The organism is Deltaproteobacteria bacterium, assembly GCA_016178705.1.
GTDB lineage: Bacteria > Desulfobacterota > Binatia > HRBIN30 > JACQVA1 > JACOST01.
This window is the reverse complement of sequence record JACOST010000032.1, coordinates 68,433-85,848: the sequence shown is the minus strand read 5'-3', so window position 1 is coordinate 85,848 and position 17,416 is coordinate 68,433. Positions and strand designations below refer to the sequence as shown.

Genomic DNA, 17,416 nt, shown 5'->3' with positions numbered 1-17,416 from the left:
TGAAGGCGGGCGCGTGGTTGGCTGCGAGACGGCTTGGCGGCGCGGGGGGAGTTGCGTTGTCGCCGAAACCCGGATGACCGACCATGTGATGCCGCCGTGCACGCCGATGGTGGTGGGCGGCGCCCGCAGCGAATTGTGTAGAGTGAGGGGTGGGGCGCACGGCGCGCAGCCGGCGTCGCAGTGCAGCGACGTTTCGATGACCGTGAGGATTCAGGCGAGATCGGTCAGAGCGTTCTTGAGCCGGTCGAGTTCCGCTTCGAGGGCCTCGTACGTTATCGGGGCTTCGCTGAGGTCGCCGTCGCGGCCCATGGCCTCCAGTTGCTTCGCCAACTCGAAGACGGCGGTGGCGGCAAAGTTCCCAGCCGAACCCTTCAGTGCGTGAGCCGCATGCTGCACCGCTTTGCCGTCGTCGCAGGCGAGCCCGGTTCGCAACCGATCGGTGAGTTGAGGCAGCTCTCCCAGAAAGATCTGCGCCAAGTCTTGCAGCAACTCCACATCGCCCTCCACTCGTGCAAGGGCAAGATCTCTGTCGATAGTCAGGTTCACGATGGACTCTCCTCTGTCGCCGGTCTCAGATGGCGATGGTGATGCGTCGCGTGGTCTTATGTGATGGCTCTCAAGGCGTCGGCGAGCCGATCGTATTCATACTTCGCGCCGGCGGCGGCCTCATCGGCGCGAGTGAGATTGCCGGAGCAGGCGATGATTTCGAGGCGCGCCGCCGCCGCGGCGGCCGCCACCGCGCAAAAATTGTAAGCCGAGCCACGCAGCGAATGAGCGACGAGTTCGAGCGCGGGCGCGTCGCGGTCCGCAAGGGCCGCGTCGAGCCGTGCGAGTCGCTCGGGGTAGGAGGCAAGGAATAGCGCGATCAGTTCGCGGAGCAGCGCAACATCGCCATCAACCTGATGCAGCAACTCATCAAGAACGACGACGTCGTCGGTGGGGGCGTCGAGGGCGAGCGGGAGGATACGTGCGGCGTTCGAGATCATGCGGACAGGCGCATCGGGTTGGCGTCTTCGCCCTCAGCGTGAGGAGCGTTCGCGGGTGTATCGGCGGCGAGGCCGTACGTGCGTTGCAGCAAGCGGCGCACCCGGGCGAGCAATTCGGCGCGCGCGAACGGTTTGCCGATGTAGTCGTCGGTGCCGGCGAGGAACCCGCGCGCGCGATTGCCGGGGTCGTCGAGCGCGGTGAGCATGAGGATGGGGATGAACGCCGTGCGTACGGTATTGCGCAAGTGCTCGCAGACCTGGAAGCCGTCCATCTCGGGCATCATGATGTCGAGCAGGATGAGATCGGGCGGGGTTTCTTGCGCGCGATCGAGCGCTTCCGCGCCACTTGCAGCAGCGACGACGCTAATGGGCAGGCCGCTGTTTTCGAGGGTGAACGTAATCAGTCGGCGCATGTCGGGCTGATCGTCGACGACGAGCGCGCGGTAGATTGTGGGGGCGGTATCGCGCGTCGTGCGGTTCGGTGGTGCGTTGGTCGGTGCTGCTGAGGTGGTTGATACCGGGGCGGCGACGATCGGAGCAGGAGCGGCGGCGATTGCTACTGCGGGCGGCTTGACGCCAGCGCCGCAGTACGGACAGATCTGCCACTCCTTTTGCAACTTCAAGCCGCAGCCACCGCAGTTCGAGTGCAGGGGCGTTCCACAGTGGGGACACACGGTGAAGGTTTGCTCCACCGTGTGGGCGCAACTCGGGCAACGCGACTCTTCGTTCGGCACATCGACGACGCGCAGTACCTCTTCCGCCGTGGTGAGCCCCTCGCACACTTTCATCGCCGCATCTTCATGGAGCGAGCGCGTTCCGTCTTCATGGGTCTGCGAACGAATCGCGCTATCGGGTGCCTTGGATTCGATCAGTTTAGCGAGCGCCGGAGTGATAGGCATGATCTGCAGAATCGCCATCCGCCCGGCGAAGCCGGACTGGCGACAGGCCGCACAGCCGCGACCGCGACGGAAGGTTTTCCCGTGCGGGTCGATCTCGAGCGCCCGCAGCGCCTGCGGATCGGGATCGTAGGGCTCGATACAGTGCGGGCAATTGCGCCGCACCAAGCGCTGCGCGACGATGAGATGGAGCGACGAGGCCACCATATACGGTTCGATGCCGAGATCGAGTACGCGTGAAACCGTCGCCACGGCGTCGTTGGTGTGCAGTGTGCTGAGCACGAGGTGACCCGTCTGCGCGGCACGCAAGGCGATCTCGGCGGTCTCGCGATCGCGGATCTCGCCGAGCAGGATCACGTCAGGATCCTGTCGCAAAATGGATCGCAGCGCACCGGCGAAGGTGAGGCCCTGCTTCTCATTGATTTCGACCTGGTTCACGCCGCGGATCTGATATTCGATCGGGTTCTCGATCGTCACGATGTTGCGTGTGGGCGAAAGGATCGCCATGACCATGCTGTAGAGTGTAGTGCTCTTGCCGCTGCCCGTCGGCCCGGTGACGAGAATGAGGCCCTCTGGGCGGGCAATCGCTTGGCTGATGCACTTGAGGTCGCGCGGCGATAGGTTGAGTTTGTCTAATCCGACCGTCGTGGCACCGCCATCAAGGATTCGCATGGTCAGCTTCTCGCCGAACTGCGTCGGCAAGCTGGAAACCCGTAGGTCGAGCATCGCGTCGTGAAAGCGCAGGCGAATGCGCCCGTCCTGCGGGACGCGGCGTTCGGTGATGTCGAGGGCGGCCATCACCTTGCAACGAGCGATGAGGGGAGCTTGTACCCACTTCGGCAGCTTGAAGGATTCTTCCAGTAGGCCGTTCGTGCGGTAGCGGACCTGCACGGCCGATACCCCCGGCTCGACGTGGATGTCGCTCGCGCCGGTGCGAACGCCCTCGAGCAGAATCAAGTTGAACAGCTTGATGATCGGCGGCAGCGTGGTGCCGTGCAGCAGACTCTTTACGTCAGTGTTTTCGTCGGATAGTTCGGCCATCGGTAACTGTTCGCTCTCGTCCGGTACCAGTTTGAGATACGCGTCGAGCGCGGTTTCGAGATGATAGGCGTGTTCGAGCGCATCGCGGATCGCGGTGGTCGTCGCGACTTCAAGCTGGGCGCGCCGCCCGGTGGCGAATTCAATGGCTCGAATCGCATCGCAGTCTAGCGGGTTCGCGGTTGCGAGGATCAGCGTGTTGCCGCCGGCGCGCAACGGGACAACGCTGTGGCGCGTCGCGAGTTCTTCCCGAACGAGTTCGAGGACGGTCGGGTCCAGCGCAACCGCCGCGAGATTGACATATGGGATGTGGAGCTTCTCGGCGAGCAGATGGGCTACGTCCTCTTCGTTGAGGATCCGGTTTTGCGCGAGCCATTCGATCACCGACTTTTTGTCGGTGGTCGCCGCCAGTTCGGCGTCGCGGGCCACTTGCGGCGTGACGAGCCCGCACTGCACCAGAAACTTCAGGAGTCTGATTTCACCGCTAGTTCTAGTTTCGCCCATTCGTCTTCCTGCCACTCAAGCCACACTGCACGTGGCATGCCCGCTCTCGGCAAGCGACGCACCGACCGATCGGAACGATCGGGCCGGTACGCCAGGTTATCGGCATGGCGGATCGAGAGAACTGACCGCGGATGTAACGCTCCGATCCGGCGACGAGTGACTTGACATCAGGGTCGGGGGTCTGTAGATGGCTGACCACTCGGTCAGGGTTGGGTGATCACATGCTGAGGCGGATGGGCTGGACTCCATTAGGCGCTTGACCGAGCGGTTAAGAACGTGAAAGAAGCCGTAGCCAGAGCAAATTCCAACGTTGCGTTGGCGAAGTACTGGGGCAAGCGAATCGAGGCCCTCAATCTTCCTTATACCGGCAGCATCTCGGTGACGCTGGCCGGGCTCTCGAGCACGGCCCGGACGTCTTTCCATCCCCGATTGCAAGCCGACCGGATTTTTGTGAACCGGGCCGCGGCGGATCAAACGCAAAGTCGGCGTATCAGTGCCTTCATTGATATCGTGCGACAGGTTACGGATTGCTCGGCCAAGGCCGAGATCGAGATCGAGAGCAACTTCCCAATTGCCGCCGGGCTGGCGTCGTCGGCGTCGACGTTTGCGGCGCTGGCGTTGTCGACCAGTCGTGCGGCGGGTCTATCGCTGAGCGATCGCGATCTGTCAGCGCTCGCCCGCCGCGGTTCCGGATCCGCCGCTCGCTCGATTCACGGTGGCTATGTTGAGTGGCTTGCTGGTGAATCGAGCGACGGACAAGACTCCTATGCGATCCAGATCGCGTCCGCGGCTGCGTGGCAGATCGGTATCGTGGTCGCGATTACCGACGAAGGTCAGAAGCGGGTGGGCTCGCGCGAAGGCATGGCCCGCGCGGTCAAGGAGTCGCCATTTTTCCCGACCTGGCTGGAATCGCACGAAGCGGACCTCGATGCGATCCGCGACGGCATCGGCAATCGCGATCTGCGTTGCGTTGGTCTGGCCGCCGAGCACAACTGTCTCAAGATGCACGGAGTGGCGATGGCCAGTATCCCGCCGCTGCTGTACTGGACGCCTGCCACGGTCGCGGTGATGCAGCGGGTTTGGCGTCTGCGCGACGAAGGCATCGAAGCGTACTTCACTATCGACGCCGGGCCGCAGGTCAAAGTGCTCTGCCCCTTCAACCAACGAGACATTGTCGGCGATGCGCTCGGACGCGTCACCGGCGTGTTACGCACTCTGCTTTCCGAACCGGGGGGCGGTGCCGAGCTGCTGGAGATGTCATGAGCCAGCGTATCGTGGCCCGCGCTCCGGGAAAACTCGTTCTGCTCGGCGAGTACGCAGTGCTCGACGGTTGCCCAGCGATTGTCAGCGCGGTGAATCGCTACGCCGAGGTGCGCGTCAGCCGCAGCCCCTCTGCCCGGGTTCGCATCGCGGCCGCTGATCTCGGGCTCACGCTCGATTTCCCTGAGGCGCAGTCACCACCAATTCGTGGACCGTTGCGCTTCGTCTTGGCGGCCTACGGTGCCGCTGCGCGTGCAGTGCCGCAGTTGTCGCGTACTGGGTTGGCGATAGATGTGATCAGTTCTCAGGCCAGTCACGCGGGCACGAAGATCGGCCTGGGCAGCAGCGCGGCGATTACCGCCGCCACTGTCGGTGCGCTGCTGGCGATTGTTGACCGCGACCCCGACCCGGCGGAGGTGTTCGCGCTCGCCTGGCGGGCGCACCGCGCTGCGCAAGCCGGGATGGGTAGCGGCGCCGACGTCGCAGCCAGTTGTTACGGCGGTACGCTCCATGTGCAACCGCAGGGCGATCAAGTGCCGCTGGTGCGCCGGTTGAAGTTGCCAGATGCCGCGATGCTGTTGGCCGGCTGGACCGGCGAGTCTGCGGCGACCACGGATCTGATTCAACGCTATCTGACCGCGCGCAATGGCCACGCGGCTCACCGGAGCGCGTTCGTGCAAGAGAGTCAGGCGTGCGTGGAACTGTTCCGCGATTCGCTCGCACTGGGCTTGCTCTCGTTGGTCGCGCTCAACTGTGCAGGCGAATCCCTCGATCGTTTGGGTGGAGAGCTAGGCCTCCCGATACTCACACCGGCTCTTCGCCAACTGGTGACGATCGCGCGCAACGAGGGCGCTGCGGCCAAAGTCTCCGGTGCGGGCGGCGGCGACTGCGGCATTGCGTTTACGCAAAGCCGCGACACGGCCGCGCGCATTCGCGCCGCCTGGCAAGCGGCTGGCATCACGCCGCTTGCACTCGATCTCGATCAGGAAGGAGTGCGCGTTGCCCGCCTCTAGAGACAAGGTCGGGGCCGTGTTGCGCGCTCGCAAGAACTCGCACCTCGAACTCTGTCAGCACGAGGACGTCGAGTATCGCGGCAAGACGACGCTGTTCGAGGACGTTGAGCTGCTGCACAACGCGCTGCCCGAGCTTGCGCTCGATGATCTCGACATCAGCGTCGAGTTTCTCGGCAAGCGGCTGCGTGCGCCGTTCGTCATCACCGGTATGACCGGCGGAACCGCCGAAGGGTTTGCCGTCAACCGTGACCTCGCCACGGTCGCCGAACGCTGCGGCATCGGTTTCGGCCTTGGCAGCCAGCGGGTGATGCAGCGAGATCCGGCTACCGCCGACACGTTTGCCGTCCGTGAGTTTGCACCGACGACCCTTTTGCTCGCCAACATCGGTATCGGGCAAGCGAGCGAACAATCGAGCGCCGAGGTGCAGCAGTTGATCACGGCCGTCAGAGCCGACGCGCTCTGCGTCCACCTCAACCCGGCGCAAGAACTCATCCAGCCCGAAGGCGATCGCGGCTTTCGCGACGGGTATCGAACGCTCGCGCGGTTATGTGCCGATCTAACTGTACCGGTGATCGCGAAGGAGACCGGGTGTGGCATCTCCCGCACCGTCGGTGAGCGGCTGCGCGGCGTTGGCGTGCGCCACGTTGATGTCTCTGGCGCGGGCGGTACATCGTGGGTACGAGTCGAAACGCTGCGGGGCAACGCCCGCAGTCGTCAGCTCGGCGAAGAATTTGCGGAGTGGGGGATTCCCACCGCCGCGTCGCTAGCGATGCTGCGTGGCTGCGGTCTCGAGTTGATCGCCAGCGGCGGAATCCGCAGCGGCTTGGAAATCGCCAAAGCCCTCGCGCTCGGCGCGCGCGTGTGCGGCGCGGCGCTGCCGCTCTACCGGGCCTATCGCGATGGCGGCATCGATGCGGCCACGCTCCGGGTGGACGAACTCATCAATGGACTCAAGACGGCGATGCTGCTGACCGGATCGCGCACGCTCGCCGACCTGAGCTGTCAGCCGCTGGTGCTCGGTGAACGCATCAAGGCGTGGTTGGCGGTGGAGAGTGGAGGTGGGAAGGGATGACCGAGCGAACGATGCAGCCGCGCGGACAGGGGTCACGAATCGCCGGCTTCTACCGCCTATCGCGTCGCGAGCGTCTGGCGCACTTGAGTGAGCGCCTAGATTTGAGCGCAGCGGACCTTGCGGAACTGGAAGCGACGACGGCGCTGCCCTTCGATGTCGCGGATCACATGGTGGAGAACGCCGTCAGCGTGCTCGGCCTCCCACTCGGCGTCGGCCTCAACTTTCTCATCAACGGGCGCGACTACATCGTGCCGATGGCGGTCGAAGAGCCGTCGGTGGTCGCCGCCGCCAGCTTCGCCGCGCGTCTGGTGCGCGATGCCGGTGGATTCACCGCCGACGCCGCCCCGTCGCTGATGATCGGCCAAATCCAATTGGTGAACGTTCCGGACCTGAACGCGTCCGTGCCACGCGTACAGCAGGCAACTTCGCGGCTGCTCGCCGCGGCCAACGCCGTGCACCCGAACATGCAACGGCGCGGCGGCGGTGCCCACGCCATCGAAGTGCGTCCGCTACCCGATACCGCGTGCGGGCCGATGCTGGTGGTCCACCTGCTCGTCGACGTCGGCGACGCGATGGGTGCGAACGCGGTCAACTCGATGGCCGAGGCGCTCGCGCCATTGCTCGAAGACGTCACCGGTGGGCAAGCGCGGATGCGGATTCTGTCCAACTTGGCCGATCAGCGCTTGGCACGCGCCTCCGCGCGCATTCCCTTCGAGCTGCTGGCCGACGGTGAGTATGGCGGGCGCGAAGTCGCCGAACGATTGATGGAAGCGTGGGCCTTCGCCGATGCCGATCCGTATCGAGCGACCACGCACAACAAGGGCATCATGAACGGGATCGACGCACTCGCGATCGCCACCGGCAATGACTGGCGCGGCATTGAAGCCGGCGCGCACGCGTATGCCGCGCGCAGCGGGCAGTATCGCCCGCTCAGTCAGTGGCGCATCGATGGCGACGCGCTCGCTGGCGCAATCGAGCTGCCGCTCGCGGTCGGCATCGTGGGCGGCAATCTCCAACTCAACCCGCGCGTGCAGCTGTCGCTCAAGTTGCTCGGAGTCAACTCGGCGCGTGAATTGGCCGCGGTGATGGCGGCCGTGGGTTTAGGTCAGAATCTCGCCGCGATTCGCGCGTTGGTCACCGACGGGATCCAGCGCGGCCACATGGCGCTGCACGCTCGCGGTGTGGCGATCGCTGCCGGAGCGCCCGAGGCGCTGGTTGGCCGGGTGATTGAACACTTGATCGCGTGCGGTGAGATCAAGATCAGCAAGGCGCGCGAGATTCTTGATTCGTTCGGCTTGAGCGACCGACTGCTGGCGAGCACTTGAAGACGAGGCGCGCCGTGTCGCCCGAGACATCAATTGCTGATCCATCGAGTACTCCGCTCGCGACTACTCCGCGCGCGTCAGCGCCCGGCAAGGTCATCCTGCTCGGCGAGCACGCCGTCGTGTACGGGCGTAGCGCGATCGCCGCAGCGATCACACCGCGTGTGGTCGTCACGCTGATTCCCTCGATCGGGCCGGCGCACTTCGAGAACGAGGACGACCCGCGCTTGGCACCCGCGCTCGCTCGCGCGCTCCAAATGACTGGCGGCGCGGATGACGGCTTTACCGTCCGCGTTGAATCGAACCTGCCGCGTGCCGCTGGACTCGGAAGTTCCGCCGCGCTGAGTGTCGCTCTCATTCGCGCACTAGCGGCGCGCATCGAGCGTCCAATCGCGATCACACAACTGAGCGCGCTGGCTTTCGAGATCGAAACGATCTTTCACGGTACGCCGTCGGGCATCGACAACTGCGTGGTGGCGTACGGCGGGTTGATCGCCTTCCGACGCCGCGGCGACATCCCGGAGGTATGGCTGCTGCGGGCGGCACGCCCACTTCCGCTCGTCGTCGCTCTTGGGCGTGCGCCGCGCGAGACGCGCCGCGCCGTGGCCGCCCTGCGCACGCGCTGGCACGCGGCGCCGCAGAGCTACGAGTCGCTGTTCGACGAGATCGACTGGCTCGTGACCGACGCGGAGCAGGCCATCGGACGTGGCGATCTCATCGAACTGGGCACGTTGATGAATACCAACCACGGCCTGCTGCACGCGCTCGAGGTCTCGACGAATGAACTCGAACAGATGGTAGCCCTGGCGCGTGCGCACGGTGCATTGGGGGCGAAGCTGACCGGCGGTGGCGGTGGTGGCGCAGTGATCTGCCTATGCCCGGACGGTCGCGAGCAATTGGTCCGGGCGTTTGCCAAGGCCGGCTGGCGCGCGTTTTCGACCGACATTACAGACGAAGCTACACGGGGAGTTGAGGGACAGCATGATGCATGTGGGAACGGAACGATCACTGAATGCGGCGCCGTTGCTCGCGCGTGAGCCGGCGCGCGGCCGGCTCGACGGCGCGATCCGGCGCAGTCGCGATTACCTTTTGCGCGAGCAACGGCCGGAAGGCTTTTGGCACGCGCCGCTCGAAGCCAACGCCAGCATGGACGCGCAGTACATCATCTTCAATCGCTTCATGGGTCGGCGCCCGGCGAGTGAGCGGCGCATCGTCGATCGTCTGCACGCGACCCAAGCGTGTGATGGTAGCTGGTCGCTCTATCGCGGCGGCCCGGGACATCTCAGCAACACCATCGAAGCGTACTTCGCGCTCAAGTTGACCGGACATTCTGCCGACGACGCGCCATTCCGGCGGGCTCGCGAGTTCATCCTGGCCCACGGCGGCTTGGCGCAGGCGGGCATCTTCACGCGCATCTTCCTCGCATACTTCGGACAGTTCCCCCGGTGGGGCCTGCCGGCGATGCCGGTCGAGCTCGTGCTGCTGCCGGCGTGGTTTCCGATCAATATCTACGCGCTGTCGAGTTGGGCCCGTGGGACGGTGGTGCCGCTCACTGTGCTGATGGCGCAGTCGCCGTCGATCGCGATCGAGCCCGACGCCGGTGTCAGCGAATTGTGGACGGCGCCGCCGACGCGCACTGCGCTCGGGTTCCCCGCCAGTGGCGACTGGTTCACTTGGCGAAATTTCTTCCTGGCCGTCGACCGCGCGCTGAAGTTTGTTGGGCGCAGTCCGTGGAAGCCGCTGCGCGCCCGCGCGCTGCAGGCGGCTGAACGCTGGATCGTGTCGCACCAAGACGTCAACGGTGGCTGGGGCGGCATCCAGCCGGCGATGATCAACTCGGTGATGGCATTGCGCGCACTCGGCTATCCAGACGATCATCCGGCAATCGCCAACGGCGTGCAGGCGATCGATGACTTCCTCGTCGAGCGAGACGGCCAGCTATTGTTTCAACCCTGCGTGTCGCCGACATGGGACACGGCGCTGGCGGCGAAGGCGTTGCTCGATTCCGGCACCGACTCGGATCATCCGGCGCTGGTGCGTGCAGCCGACTGGTTGATCGCCAATCAGATCTTCAAGCCCGGCGATTGGAGCGTTTGCAATCCGAAGCTCGACGCGGGCGGATGGGCGTTCGAGTTCGCCAACGATTGGTATCCCGACGTCGACGACTCCGCTGTGATTCTGATGGCGCTGCAGCGAATCAGTGGCATCAACGCCGCGCGCAAGCAGCGCGCGATCGCCTTTGGCCTCAACTGGACGCTCGGCATGCAGAGCCGCAACGGCGGCTTCGGCGCCTTCGATACCGACAACAACGCCGAGTTCCTCAACCAGATTCCGTTCGCCGACATGGAGGCGATGATCGATCCACCGACTGAAGACCTCACCGGTCGCCTGCTCGAACTGATGGGCAACTGCGGCTACGACCTGCGCTTCGAGCGCGCGCGTCGTGCGCATGCGTTTGTGCTGCGCACGCAGCGGCCGGACGGCTCGTGGTGGGGCCGCTGGGGCGCCAACTTCATCTACGGCACGTGGTCGGTGTTGGCGGGCTTGCGCGCCATCGGCGAGAAGCCGAACGCGCCCCACGTTCGGCGCGCCGTGGAATGGCTGAAAGCGCATCAGAACGCCGACGGCGGTTGGGGCGAGTCGCTGCACTCGTACGCAGACGAGCGCGCGGCAGGGCAGGGCGAATCGACGCCGTCGCAAACGGCGTGGGCGATGCTTGGTCTGCTCGCCGGCGAGGACGGGCTGAGCGTCGAGGTACAGCGCGGCATTGCGTACCTCGTCGAGCAGCAGCAACCCGACGGCACGTGGCCGGAAGAGCAGTTCACCGGCACCGGATTCCCGCGGCACTTCTACCTGCGCTACGACATGTATCGGAACTATTTTCCGCTGATGGCGCTCGGCCAAGCCCGCGCGCGCATGGCCGACGGCGGCAACAGCAACGGAGATCAGGTCATGCGCGATCGCCGTAGCAAGCGCGCGCGCTTGGTGCCGCGCAGCGCGATCGAAGTGGTACCCGAGGGTCCGGAAGTGTGGGGGTTGGGATGATGGCGCTAGTTGGACCAGTTGGACCAGTTGGAATTGACCAGCTCGGGGTCTACGTGCCCGAGTACGTGCTGCCACTCGATCAGCTTGCGGCGGCGCGCGGCGTACCGGTCGAAAAACTTCACATCGGCATCGGCGCGCAGCAGATGGCCGTTGCGCCGCCGTGGGAAGATGCGGTCACGCTGGGTGCCAACGCGGCGGCACGCGCTATCGCGCAAGGGCACATAAGCCCCGACGAGATCGGGCTGCTGTTGGTGGCGACTGAAACCGGCGTCGATCACGCCAAGCCGGCGAGTATCTTCTTGCACGAACTGCTCGGCGTGACGGCGAACTGCCGCACCCTCGAGCTCAAGCACGCCTGCTACAGCGGCACGGCGGGGGTGATGATCGCGGCGGATTGGATTCGCTCGGGGGCGGCGCGTGGGCGCAAGGCCTTGGTGGTGGCCACCGACATCGCGCGTTACGACCTCCATTCGAGCGCCGAGTTCACGCAAGGGGCGGGCGCGGTCGCCGTGGTGGTCAGCGAACAGCCGCGGTTGCTCGCGCTCGATCCGATCAGTGGCGTGTTCGCCAGCAACGTGTATGACTTCTGGCGGCCACTCGATCGTCGCGAGGCGTTGGTCGACGGCAAGTTCTCGGTCGACTGCTATCTCAATGCGCTCGATGGCGCCGTTGCCGATTATCGAAACGGCCACTCGACACCGAGCGGCGCGCTCTCCGAAGAATTTGCCGCGCTGCTGTACCACACACCCTTTCCGAAGATGGCGTACAAGGCGCACCTGCGTCTGATCGAAGGCGAATGGCGCGCGGCGGGGCGCAACCCGGCGGATCTCGGGCCGGCCGCCGAACAATCGTACCGCACGCTCGTCGAGCCCACGCTCGGCGCGGCGCGCGTGGTCGGCAACACCTACACCGCATCGTTGTACCTCTGCCTGGCATGGCTCGCGGAACAGCAGGGCCGCGCTCTCGAAGGCCGCTCGCTCGGTCTGTTCTCCTACGGTTCCGGATGTTGTGCGGAGTTCTTTAGCGGCCAGTGCGTCGCTGGCAGTGCAAAGGTAGCGGCCGGTATCGGCGTTGCGGATTTGCTTGCCGCGCGCCGTACGCTCACGGTTGACGAGTACGAAGCGTTCGGCCGCGACGGTGCCGGCGCTGACTTGCCCGTAGAGTCGCGCGCGAACTTCTGCCGCTTCGCCGGTGTCCGCGAGGACAAGCGGCTGTACGAACGAACCGGATCGCTCGCGCAATGACGAACGCTTCGCCACAGATTGCGACTCACGCTACCCGCCACGATGCGGCGGCGCACGATGCGGCGGCAATTAACGCGGCGTATCGTCACTGTTGGCAGATCGCGACCTCGCACTACGAGAATTTCACGGTCGGCTCGTGGTTGCTTCCCAAGCCGCTGCGGCGGCACATCGCGGCGATCTATGCGTTCGCGCGTACAGCCGACGACATCGCGGATGAGGGGACGCTCACTGCGCCCGAACGGATCGCTGCCTTGCGCGCGTGGAGTGCGGCGTTGGAGGAGTGCGCGGTCGGTCGCGCCACCGAGCATCCGGTATTCATCGCGCTGGAGCACACGATGGCGGCATTCGCGCTGCCCATTGATCCGTTCCGCGACCTGTTGCGTGCGTTCACGACGGATGTCAAATTTCATCGCTTCGACACCTTTGTTTCATTGCGCGAGTACTGCCGTTGCTCCGCCGATCCCGTTGGCCGCCTGATCCTCTACTTGTTTGGCTATCGCGATCCCGAGCGCCAGCGGCTCGCCGATCAGATTTGCACCGGGTTGCAGCTCGCGAACTTCTGGCAAGACGTGGCTGCCGACGCCGCGCGGAGTCGAGTTTACTTCCCACGCGAAGACCTCGAACGTTTCGGTTGCAGCGCGGATGATCTTCGCCGCGGTGTCGCTACCGAGAACTTCCGTAGGCTCATGCGGTTCGAAGTCGAGCGCGCCACCGACTCGCTTACGAACGGTTTGGAACTGGCGATGCGCGTCGATCGACGGCTCGCGCGTGAAGTGCGCTTGTTTGCTTGGGGTGGCCTGGCGATTCTGCGGGCGATTGCGGCGCTCGACTACGACGTGCTGCGGCAGCGACCCACCGTCGCGAAATGGACGAAGGGTGGGCTCGTGCTGCGGGCGTTCTGGTCCGGCGTAGGAGCGACACATGCGCCGCCCGCGACTCGGCCAGCCATTCGGAGTGACCCGACATGAACGACCGCCACGATCCGTCGCTGCGCGAAGCGTACGACTACTGCCAAGCCGTCACTCGGCGCAGTTCGAGCAATTTCTTCTATGCCTTCCGCTTGCTGCCGCCTGCCCGGCGCGAGGCGTTGTACGCGGTGTATGCGTTCTGCCGCTTTGTGGACGACATCGCCGATGATGCCGGTCGCCGCGATCCGGCGGCGTTGCTGGCGCGCTGGCGCGATGAAGTGGCGCGGGTCTACGACGGCGAGCCGACCCATCCGATCAGTCGCGCGCTGGCTGACAGCGTTCGGCGCTTGCCGCTGCACCGCGAGCATTTTCTCGACCTGATTCGCGGCGTCGAGATGGATCTCACCCGTCGTCGCTACGCGACCTTCGATCAATTGTATGAGTACTGCTATCTGGTCGCGTCCACTGTTGGGTTGCTGTGCATCGAAATCTTTGGCTACACGCAGCCGAGCGCGCGCGAATACGCGGTCGATCTCGGCGTGGCGTTTCAGCTCACCAACATCCTGCGCGATGTGATGGAGGACGGCCAGCGCGGGCGGATCTATCTGCCGCTGGAAGATCTGCGCCACTTTGATTGCAACGAAGCAGACTTGCTCGGCCGCCACTATTCGACGCGCGCTGGGGCCTTGATGGCCTTCGAATGCGGCCGCGCCCGCGCCTACTATCTGCGTGCGCGCGGCGCGCTCGCGCCGGAGGACCGCGGCTCGCTGGCGCCTGCCGAGGCGATGCGGTTGATCTACGAACACCTGCTCACGCGCATCGAAGCTCGCCACTTCGACGTCTTCGGTCCCAAGGTCACGTTGCCGCGCTATCAAAAGGTCACGCTTGCTTTGGCCGCATGGGGCCGCTCGCAGCTCGCCGCTCTCTCGTTGTGAAATCGGTTGCAATCATCGGCGGCGGCTTCGCCGGCTTGGCGGCCGGCGTCGAACTGGCCGCGCGCGGTGTGCCGGTTACCGTGCTCGAAGCCCGGGCTCGCCTCGGCGGTCGGGCGTATTCCTTTCGTGACGATGACAGCGGCGAGGTGGTCGACAACGGCCAGCACGCGCTGATGGGGTGTTACACACACACACTCGCGTTTCTCGATCGCATCGGCGCGCTCGACAAGGTGGTGCGCCAGCCGAATCTGCGCGTCGAGATGATCGATGCGCGCCGTGGTGCCGGCGTGATCGCCGCGACGGCGCTGCCGAGTCCGTTGCACATGCTAGGCGGAGTGTTGGGGTACGGCTTGCTGAGCCGCGCCGAGCGCCTGCGCGCATTGCTCGGCGGTATGTGGCTGATGGCGATGCGGCAGCGGCGCGATCCGCGGCTAGCTGAGCTGACTGTCGAACAGTTGTTGATCGCGCTGGGGCAATCGGCGAATGCTCGCACAAGTTTCTGGTACCCGGTAGCGATCGCGACGCTGAACGAAACGCCCGATCGTGCGGCGGCCGCGCCGTTTGCCGAAGTATTGGCCCGCGCCTTCTTCGGCTCGCGCAGCGGCTCGCAGTTCGTACTGCCGCGCGTCGGGCTGAGCGATCTCTACGTCGACGACGCGCGGCGCTTCATCGAAGCGCGCGGCGGCCGCGTTGAAGTGAGGGCGGCTATCGCCAAGCTGCGCATCGAGCAGGGTCGGGTGACGGCCGTTCGTCTGCGTGATGGGCAGGAGATCGAGGCCGACGCGGTCATCAGTACGGTGCCACCACAGGCATTGCGACTGTTCGCGCCGGGTGCGTTGCGCGACATCGCCGATTTCGAATCGTCGCCGATCGTCTCGACGCATCTGTGGTTCGATCGCGCGGTGATGCAGCGCGACTTCATCGGATTGCTCGGCACGACCACACAGTTCGTCTTCAACCGCAGCAAGCTCACCGCGTCGGGCAACGGCCATCGCAGCGGCAATGATCGGCAGTGTGTCAGCGCGGTGATCAGCGCGGGCCGCGAGGTGGCGGCATGGGAGTCGACGCGGATCGCTGACACCGTGGTCGCCGACATCGGCGCGTTGCTCCCCGGCGCGCGCGCGGCGCAGTTGCTGCGCTCGGTGGTAGTGAAGGAGAAGCACGCGACCATCTCCATCACGCCGGATGCCGAGCGCGCGCGTCCACCGATGGAGACGGCGATATCGAACTTCCTTCTTGCTGGAGATTGGACGCAGACCGGCTTACCGCCAACGATCGAAAGCGCCGTCCTCAGCGGTCAGCGCGCCGCGCAATGGATCGCGGCACACCGGCAAGATGCCGGTGCCACCACTGCCCGTCGTCCTTGACTCGCCACCACGCGCGGGCGAAATAGCGCGCATGGATCTCTCCTACTCACCGCAGGAAGAACAGTTCCGCACCGAGTTGCGGAGCTGGCTGGAAGCCAACGCGCCGGGTCCTGAACCCGAGTCGATGAGCGAGCGCGCGGCGTACGGCAAAGCCTGGCAGCGCAAACTCTACGACGCGGGTTGGTGCGGCATCGCCTGGCCCAAAGAATACGGCGGCCGCGGCGCGACGCTGATCGAACAGATCATCTTTCAAGAAGAAATGGCGCGCGCGCGCACGCCGCAGCTCGTCAATCTTGCCGGCCTCACGATGGGCGGACCGGTGCTGATGGCGCACGGCACCGACGCGCAGAAGCGTCGCTATCTCAAGCCGCTGTTGGCGGCGGATGAAATTTGGTGTCAGGGATTTTCGGAGCCCAATGCCGGCTCCGATTTGGCCGCGTTGAAAACCCGCGCCGTGCTCGACGGCGACGACTTCGTCGTCAACGGTCAGAAGGTGTGGACCAGTTGGGCGCGTTACGCCGACTGGTGCATGCTACTGGTGCGCACCGATCCCGACGCGCCCAAGCATCGCGGCATCACGTTTCTGCTCGCCGACATGCACAGCCCCGGCATCACCGTGCGCCCGCTCAAGCAGATCAACGCCGACGAAGAGTTCAATGAAGTATTCTTCGAGGATGTGCGGGTGCCGCGCGCCAACGTGATCGGGCAGATCAACGGCGGTTGGGAGATCGCGATCACGACGCTGATGCACGAGCGAGCGACGCTGACCTTCAGCCGGCAGCTCCAATCGCGCGTCGCGCTCAACGACATGTTGGCGTTCGCGCGCACCTGGCAGCGCAACGGCCGGCCGGCGCTGAGCGATCCGCTGATTCGCCAGCAGGTCGCGCAAGCGATCATCGAGAGCGACACGATCAAGTACACCGCCTATCGCAGTTTGACGAGAACCCTACGCGGCGGTGCGCCCGGTCCGGAAGGCTCGATCGAGAAACTCTTTTGGAGCGAGATGTATCAGCGTCAGTTGGAAACCGCGCTGACGATCGAAGGACCGTTCGCGCAACTGCTCAAGGGTTCGCCGCGCGCGCCGCTCGACGGCGAGTTCCCGTACTTGTTCCTCTACTCGCGCGGCCGCACGATCGCGGCCGGCAGCTCCGAGGTGCAGCGCAACATCGTCGCCGAGCGTGTGCTCGGCCTGCCGCGTGCCAAGTGATGCGCGACCTCGCCTGGTGGACACTGCCGGGACTGATCGTCGCCGCGCCGCTCGCGCTGTTCTTGCACGCCTGGCACATCGAGCCGTCGGTGGGCGTGTGGCTGCCTCTTGCGCCGGTGGTTGGTTTGTTGTTGCACCAATCGGTGCGCTGGCGTTTCGAAGGCGACGGCAATGGCTTCCGCAATCCGCAGCGGGCGTCGCTGGCGGCGATCATCGAGCGCGGCAATCTCACCGGTCGGTCGAACGCCGGTGACGTTGCCTATCAAGTCTACGAACTCGTCTTCTACGAGCAAGCCCACTGGGGAGCGATCCGCGACCATCTCCATCGCTGCTGGCACTACGTGTTCTGGTTTCGCACGATCGCGCTCGCCTGCGCCATCGGTGCGGGTTTCGCGCTGCTCGCGCTGCTCTCCGGCGGAGCCGCGCTGATGGCGATGTTACTCCTGCTCGCCTTGCCAGTGTTCGGCGTCCTCCTGCACCAGAAGGCCGAGCAGACGCTTGCGGCCTTGCATCTCTTCGATCGCGGCTTGGTGACAGCGAACTGGACACTGTACGAACAGAAGCTGGAGTCGTTGGCGAAGTAGCGGCCCGGCGTCGCGGTGGACATCGTTCGCGACCA

15 protein-coding genes are annotated in these 17,416 nt (G+C 65.2%); 12 read left to right on the top strand and 3 right to left on the bottom strand.

What is annotated here, in order from left to right; genetic code table 11:
* Positions 1 to 210: 210 nt before the first annotated feature.
* Genes HYR72_25265 through tadA form a run of 3 tightly spaced genes read right to left on the bottom strand, consistent with a single transcriptional unit; the run spans position 211 to position 3,424 of the window.
* The gene (locus tag HYR72_25265; GenBank protein MBI1818304.1) at positions 211 to 546 is read right to left on the bottom strand and encodes an Hpt domain-containing protein; all 336 of its coding nucleotides are present in this window, start codon (positions 544 to 546) and stop codon (positions 211 to 213) included.
* Between the two features lie 56 nt (positions 547 to 602).
* Positions 603 to 986 (bottom strand): Hpt domain-containing protein, encoded by a 384-nt coding sequence (locus HYR72_25260; protein ID MBI1818303.1) that lies wholly within the window; start codon positions 984 to 986, stop codon positions 603 to 605.
* Positions 983 to 3,424, bottom strand: a complete 2,442-nt coding sequence (tadA, locus tag HYR72_25255) for a Flp pilus assembly complex ATPase component TadA (protein MBI1818302.1) — start codon at positions 3,422 to 3,424, stop codon at positions 983 to 985. The genes HYR72_25260 and tadA overlap by 4 nt, the downstream gene beginning before the upstream one ends.
* A gap of 276 nt (positions 3,425 to 3,700) precedes the next feature.
* Here tadA and mvaD point away from each other — a divergent pair, with 276 nt between their 5' ends.
* The 12 genes from mvaD (at position 3,701) to HYR72_25195 (ending at position 17,381) form a co-directional block, all read left to right on the top strand.
* Positions 3,701 to 4,687, top strand: a complete 987-nt coding sequence (gene mvaD / locus HYR72_25250) for a diphosphomevalonate decarboxylase (GenBank protein ID MBI1818301.1) — start codon at positions 3,701 to 3,703, stop codon at positions 4,685 to 4,687.
* On the top strand, positions 4,684 to 5,697 hold the full coding sequence (locus HYR72_25245; GenBank protein ID MBI1818300.1) for a hypothetical protein: 1,014 nt from the start codon (positions 4,684 to 4,686) through the stop codon (positions 5,695 to 5,697). The genes mvaD and HYR72_25245 overlap by 4 nt, the downstream gene beginning before the upstream one ends.
* Positions 5,684 to 6,769: a type 2 isopentenyl-diphosphate Delta-isomerase gene (locus tag HYR72_25240; GenBank protein MBI1818299.1), complete on the top strand. Its 1,086-nt coding sequence runs from the start codon at positions 5,684 to 5,686 to the stop codon at positions 6,767 to 6,769. Before HYR72_25245 ends, HYR72_25240 begins: the two co-directional genes overlap by 14 nt.
* The gene (locus tag HYR72_25235; GenBank protein MBI1818298.1) at positions 6,766 to 8,094 is read left to right on the top strand and encodes a hydroxymethylglutaryl-CoA reductase, degradative; all 1,329 of its coding nucleotides are present in this window, start codon (positions 6,766 to 6,768) and stop codon (positions 8,092 to 8,094) included. The genes HYR72_25240 and HYR72_25235 overlap by 4 nt, the downstream gene beginning before the upstream one ends.
* Before the next feature lie 14 nt (positions 8,095 to 8,108).
* Positions 8,109 to 9,128, top strand: coding sequence for a mevalonate kinase (gene mvk, locus HYR72_25230; protein MBI1818297.1), 1,020 nt, complete (start codon positions 8,109 to 8,111; stop codon positions 9,126 to 9,128).
* Complete coding sequence (shc, locus tag HYR72_25225) at positions 9,073 to 11,136, top strand: squalene--hopene cyclase (GenBank protein MBI1818296.1); 2,064 nt, start codon at positions 9,073 to 9,075, stop codon at positions 11,134 to 11,136. The genes mvk and shc overlap by 56 nt, the downstream gene beginning before the upstream one ends.
* Entirely contained in the window at positions 11,133 to 12,380 is a 1,248-nt protein-coding gene (locus HYR72_25220; GenBank protein MBI1818295.1) for a hydroxymethylglutaryl-CoA synthase, read from the top strand. The genes shc and HYR72_25220 overlap by 4 nt, the downstream gene beginning before the upstream one ends.
* A 98-nt stretch (positions 12,381 to 12,478) precedes the next feature.
* Positions 12,479 to 13,348, top strand: a complete 870-nt coding sequence (gene hpnC, locus HYR72_25215) for a squalene synthase HpnC (protein MBI1818294.1) — start codon at positions 12,479 to 12,481, stop codon at positions 13,346 to 13,348.
* Positions 13,345 to 14,223: a presqualene diphosphate synthase HpnD gene (gene hpnD / locus HYR72_25210; protein ID MBI1818293.1), complete on the top strand. Its 879-nt coding sequence runs from the start codon at positions 13,345 to 13,347 to the stop codon at positions 14,221 to 14,223. Before hpnC ends, hpnD begins: the two co-directional genes overlap by 4 nt.
* Positions 14,220 to 15,590, top strand: a complete 1,371-nt coding sequence (locus HYR72_25205; GenBank protein ID MBI1818292.1) for an FAD-dependent oxidoreductase — start codon at positions 14,220 to 14,222, stop codon at positions 15,588 to 15,590. The genes hpnD and HYR72_25205 overlap by 4 nt, the downstream gene beginning before the upstream one ends.
* A gap of 31 nt (positions 15,591 to 15,621) precedes the next feature.
* Positions 15,622 to 16,797, top strand: a complete 1,176-nt coding sequence (locus HYR72_25200) for an acyl-CoA dehydrogenase (GenBank protein ID MBI1818291.1) — start codon at positions 15,622 to 15,624, stop codon at positions 16,795 to 16,797.
* The gene (locus HYR72_25195) at positions 16,797 to 17,381 is read left to right on the top strand and encodes a hypothetical protein (protein ID MBI1818290.1); all 585 of its coding nucleotides are present in this window, start codon (positions 16,797 to 16,799) and stop codon (positions 17,379 to 17,381) included. The genes HYR72_25200 and HYR72_25195 overlap by 1 nt, the downstream gene beginning before the upstream one ends.
* The last annotated feature ends 35 nt before the right edge of the window (positions 17,382 to 17,416 follow it).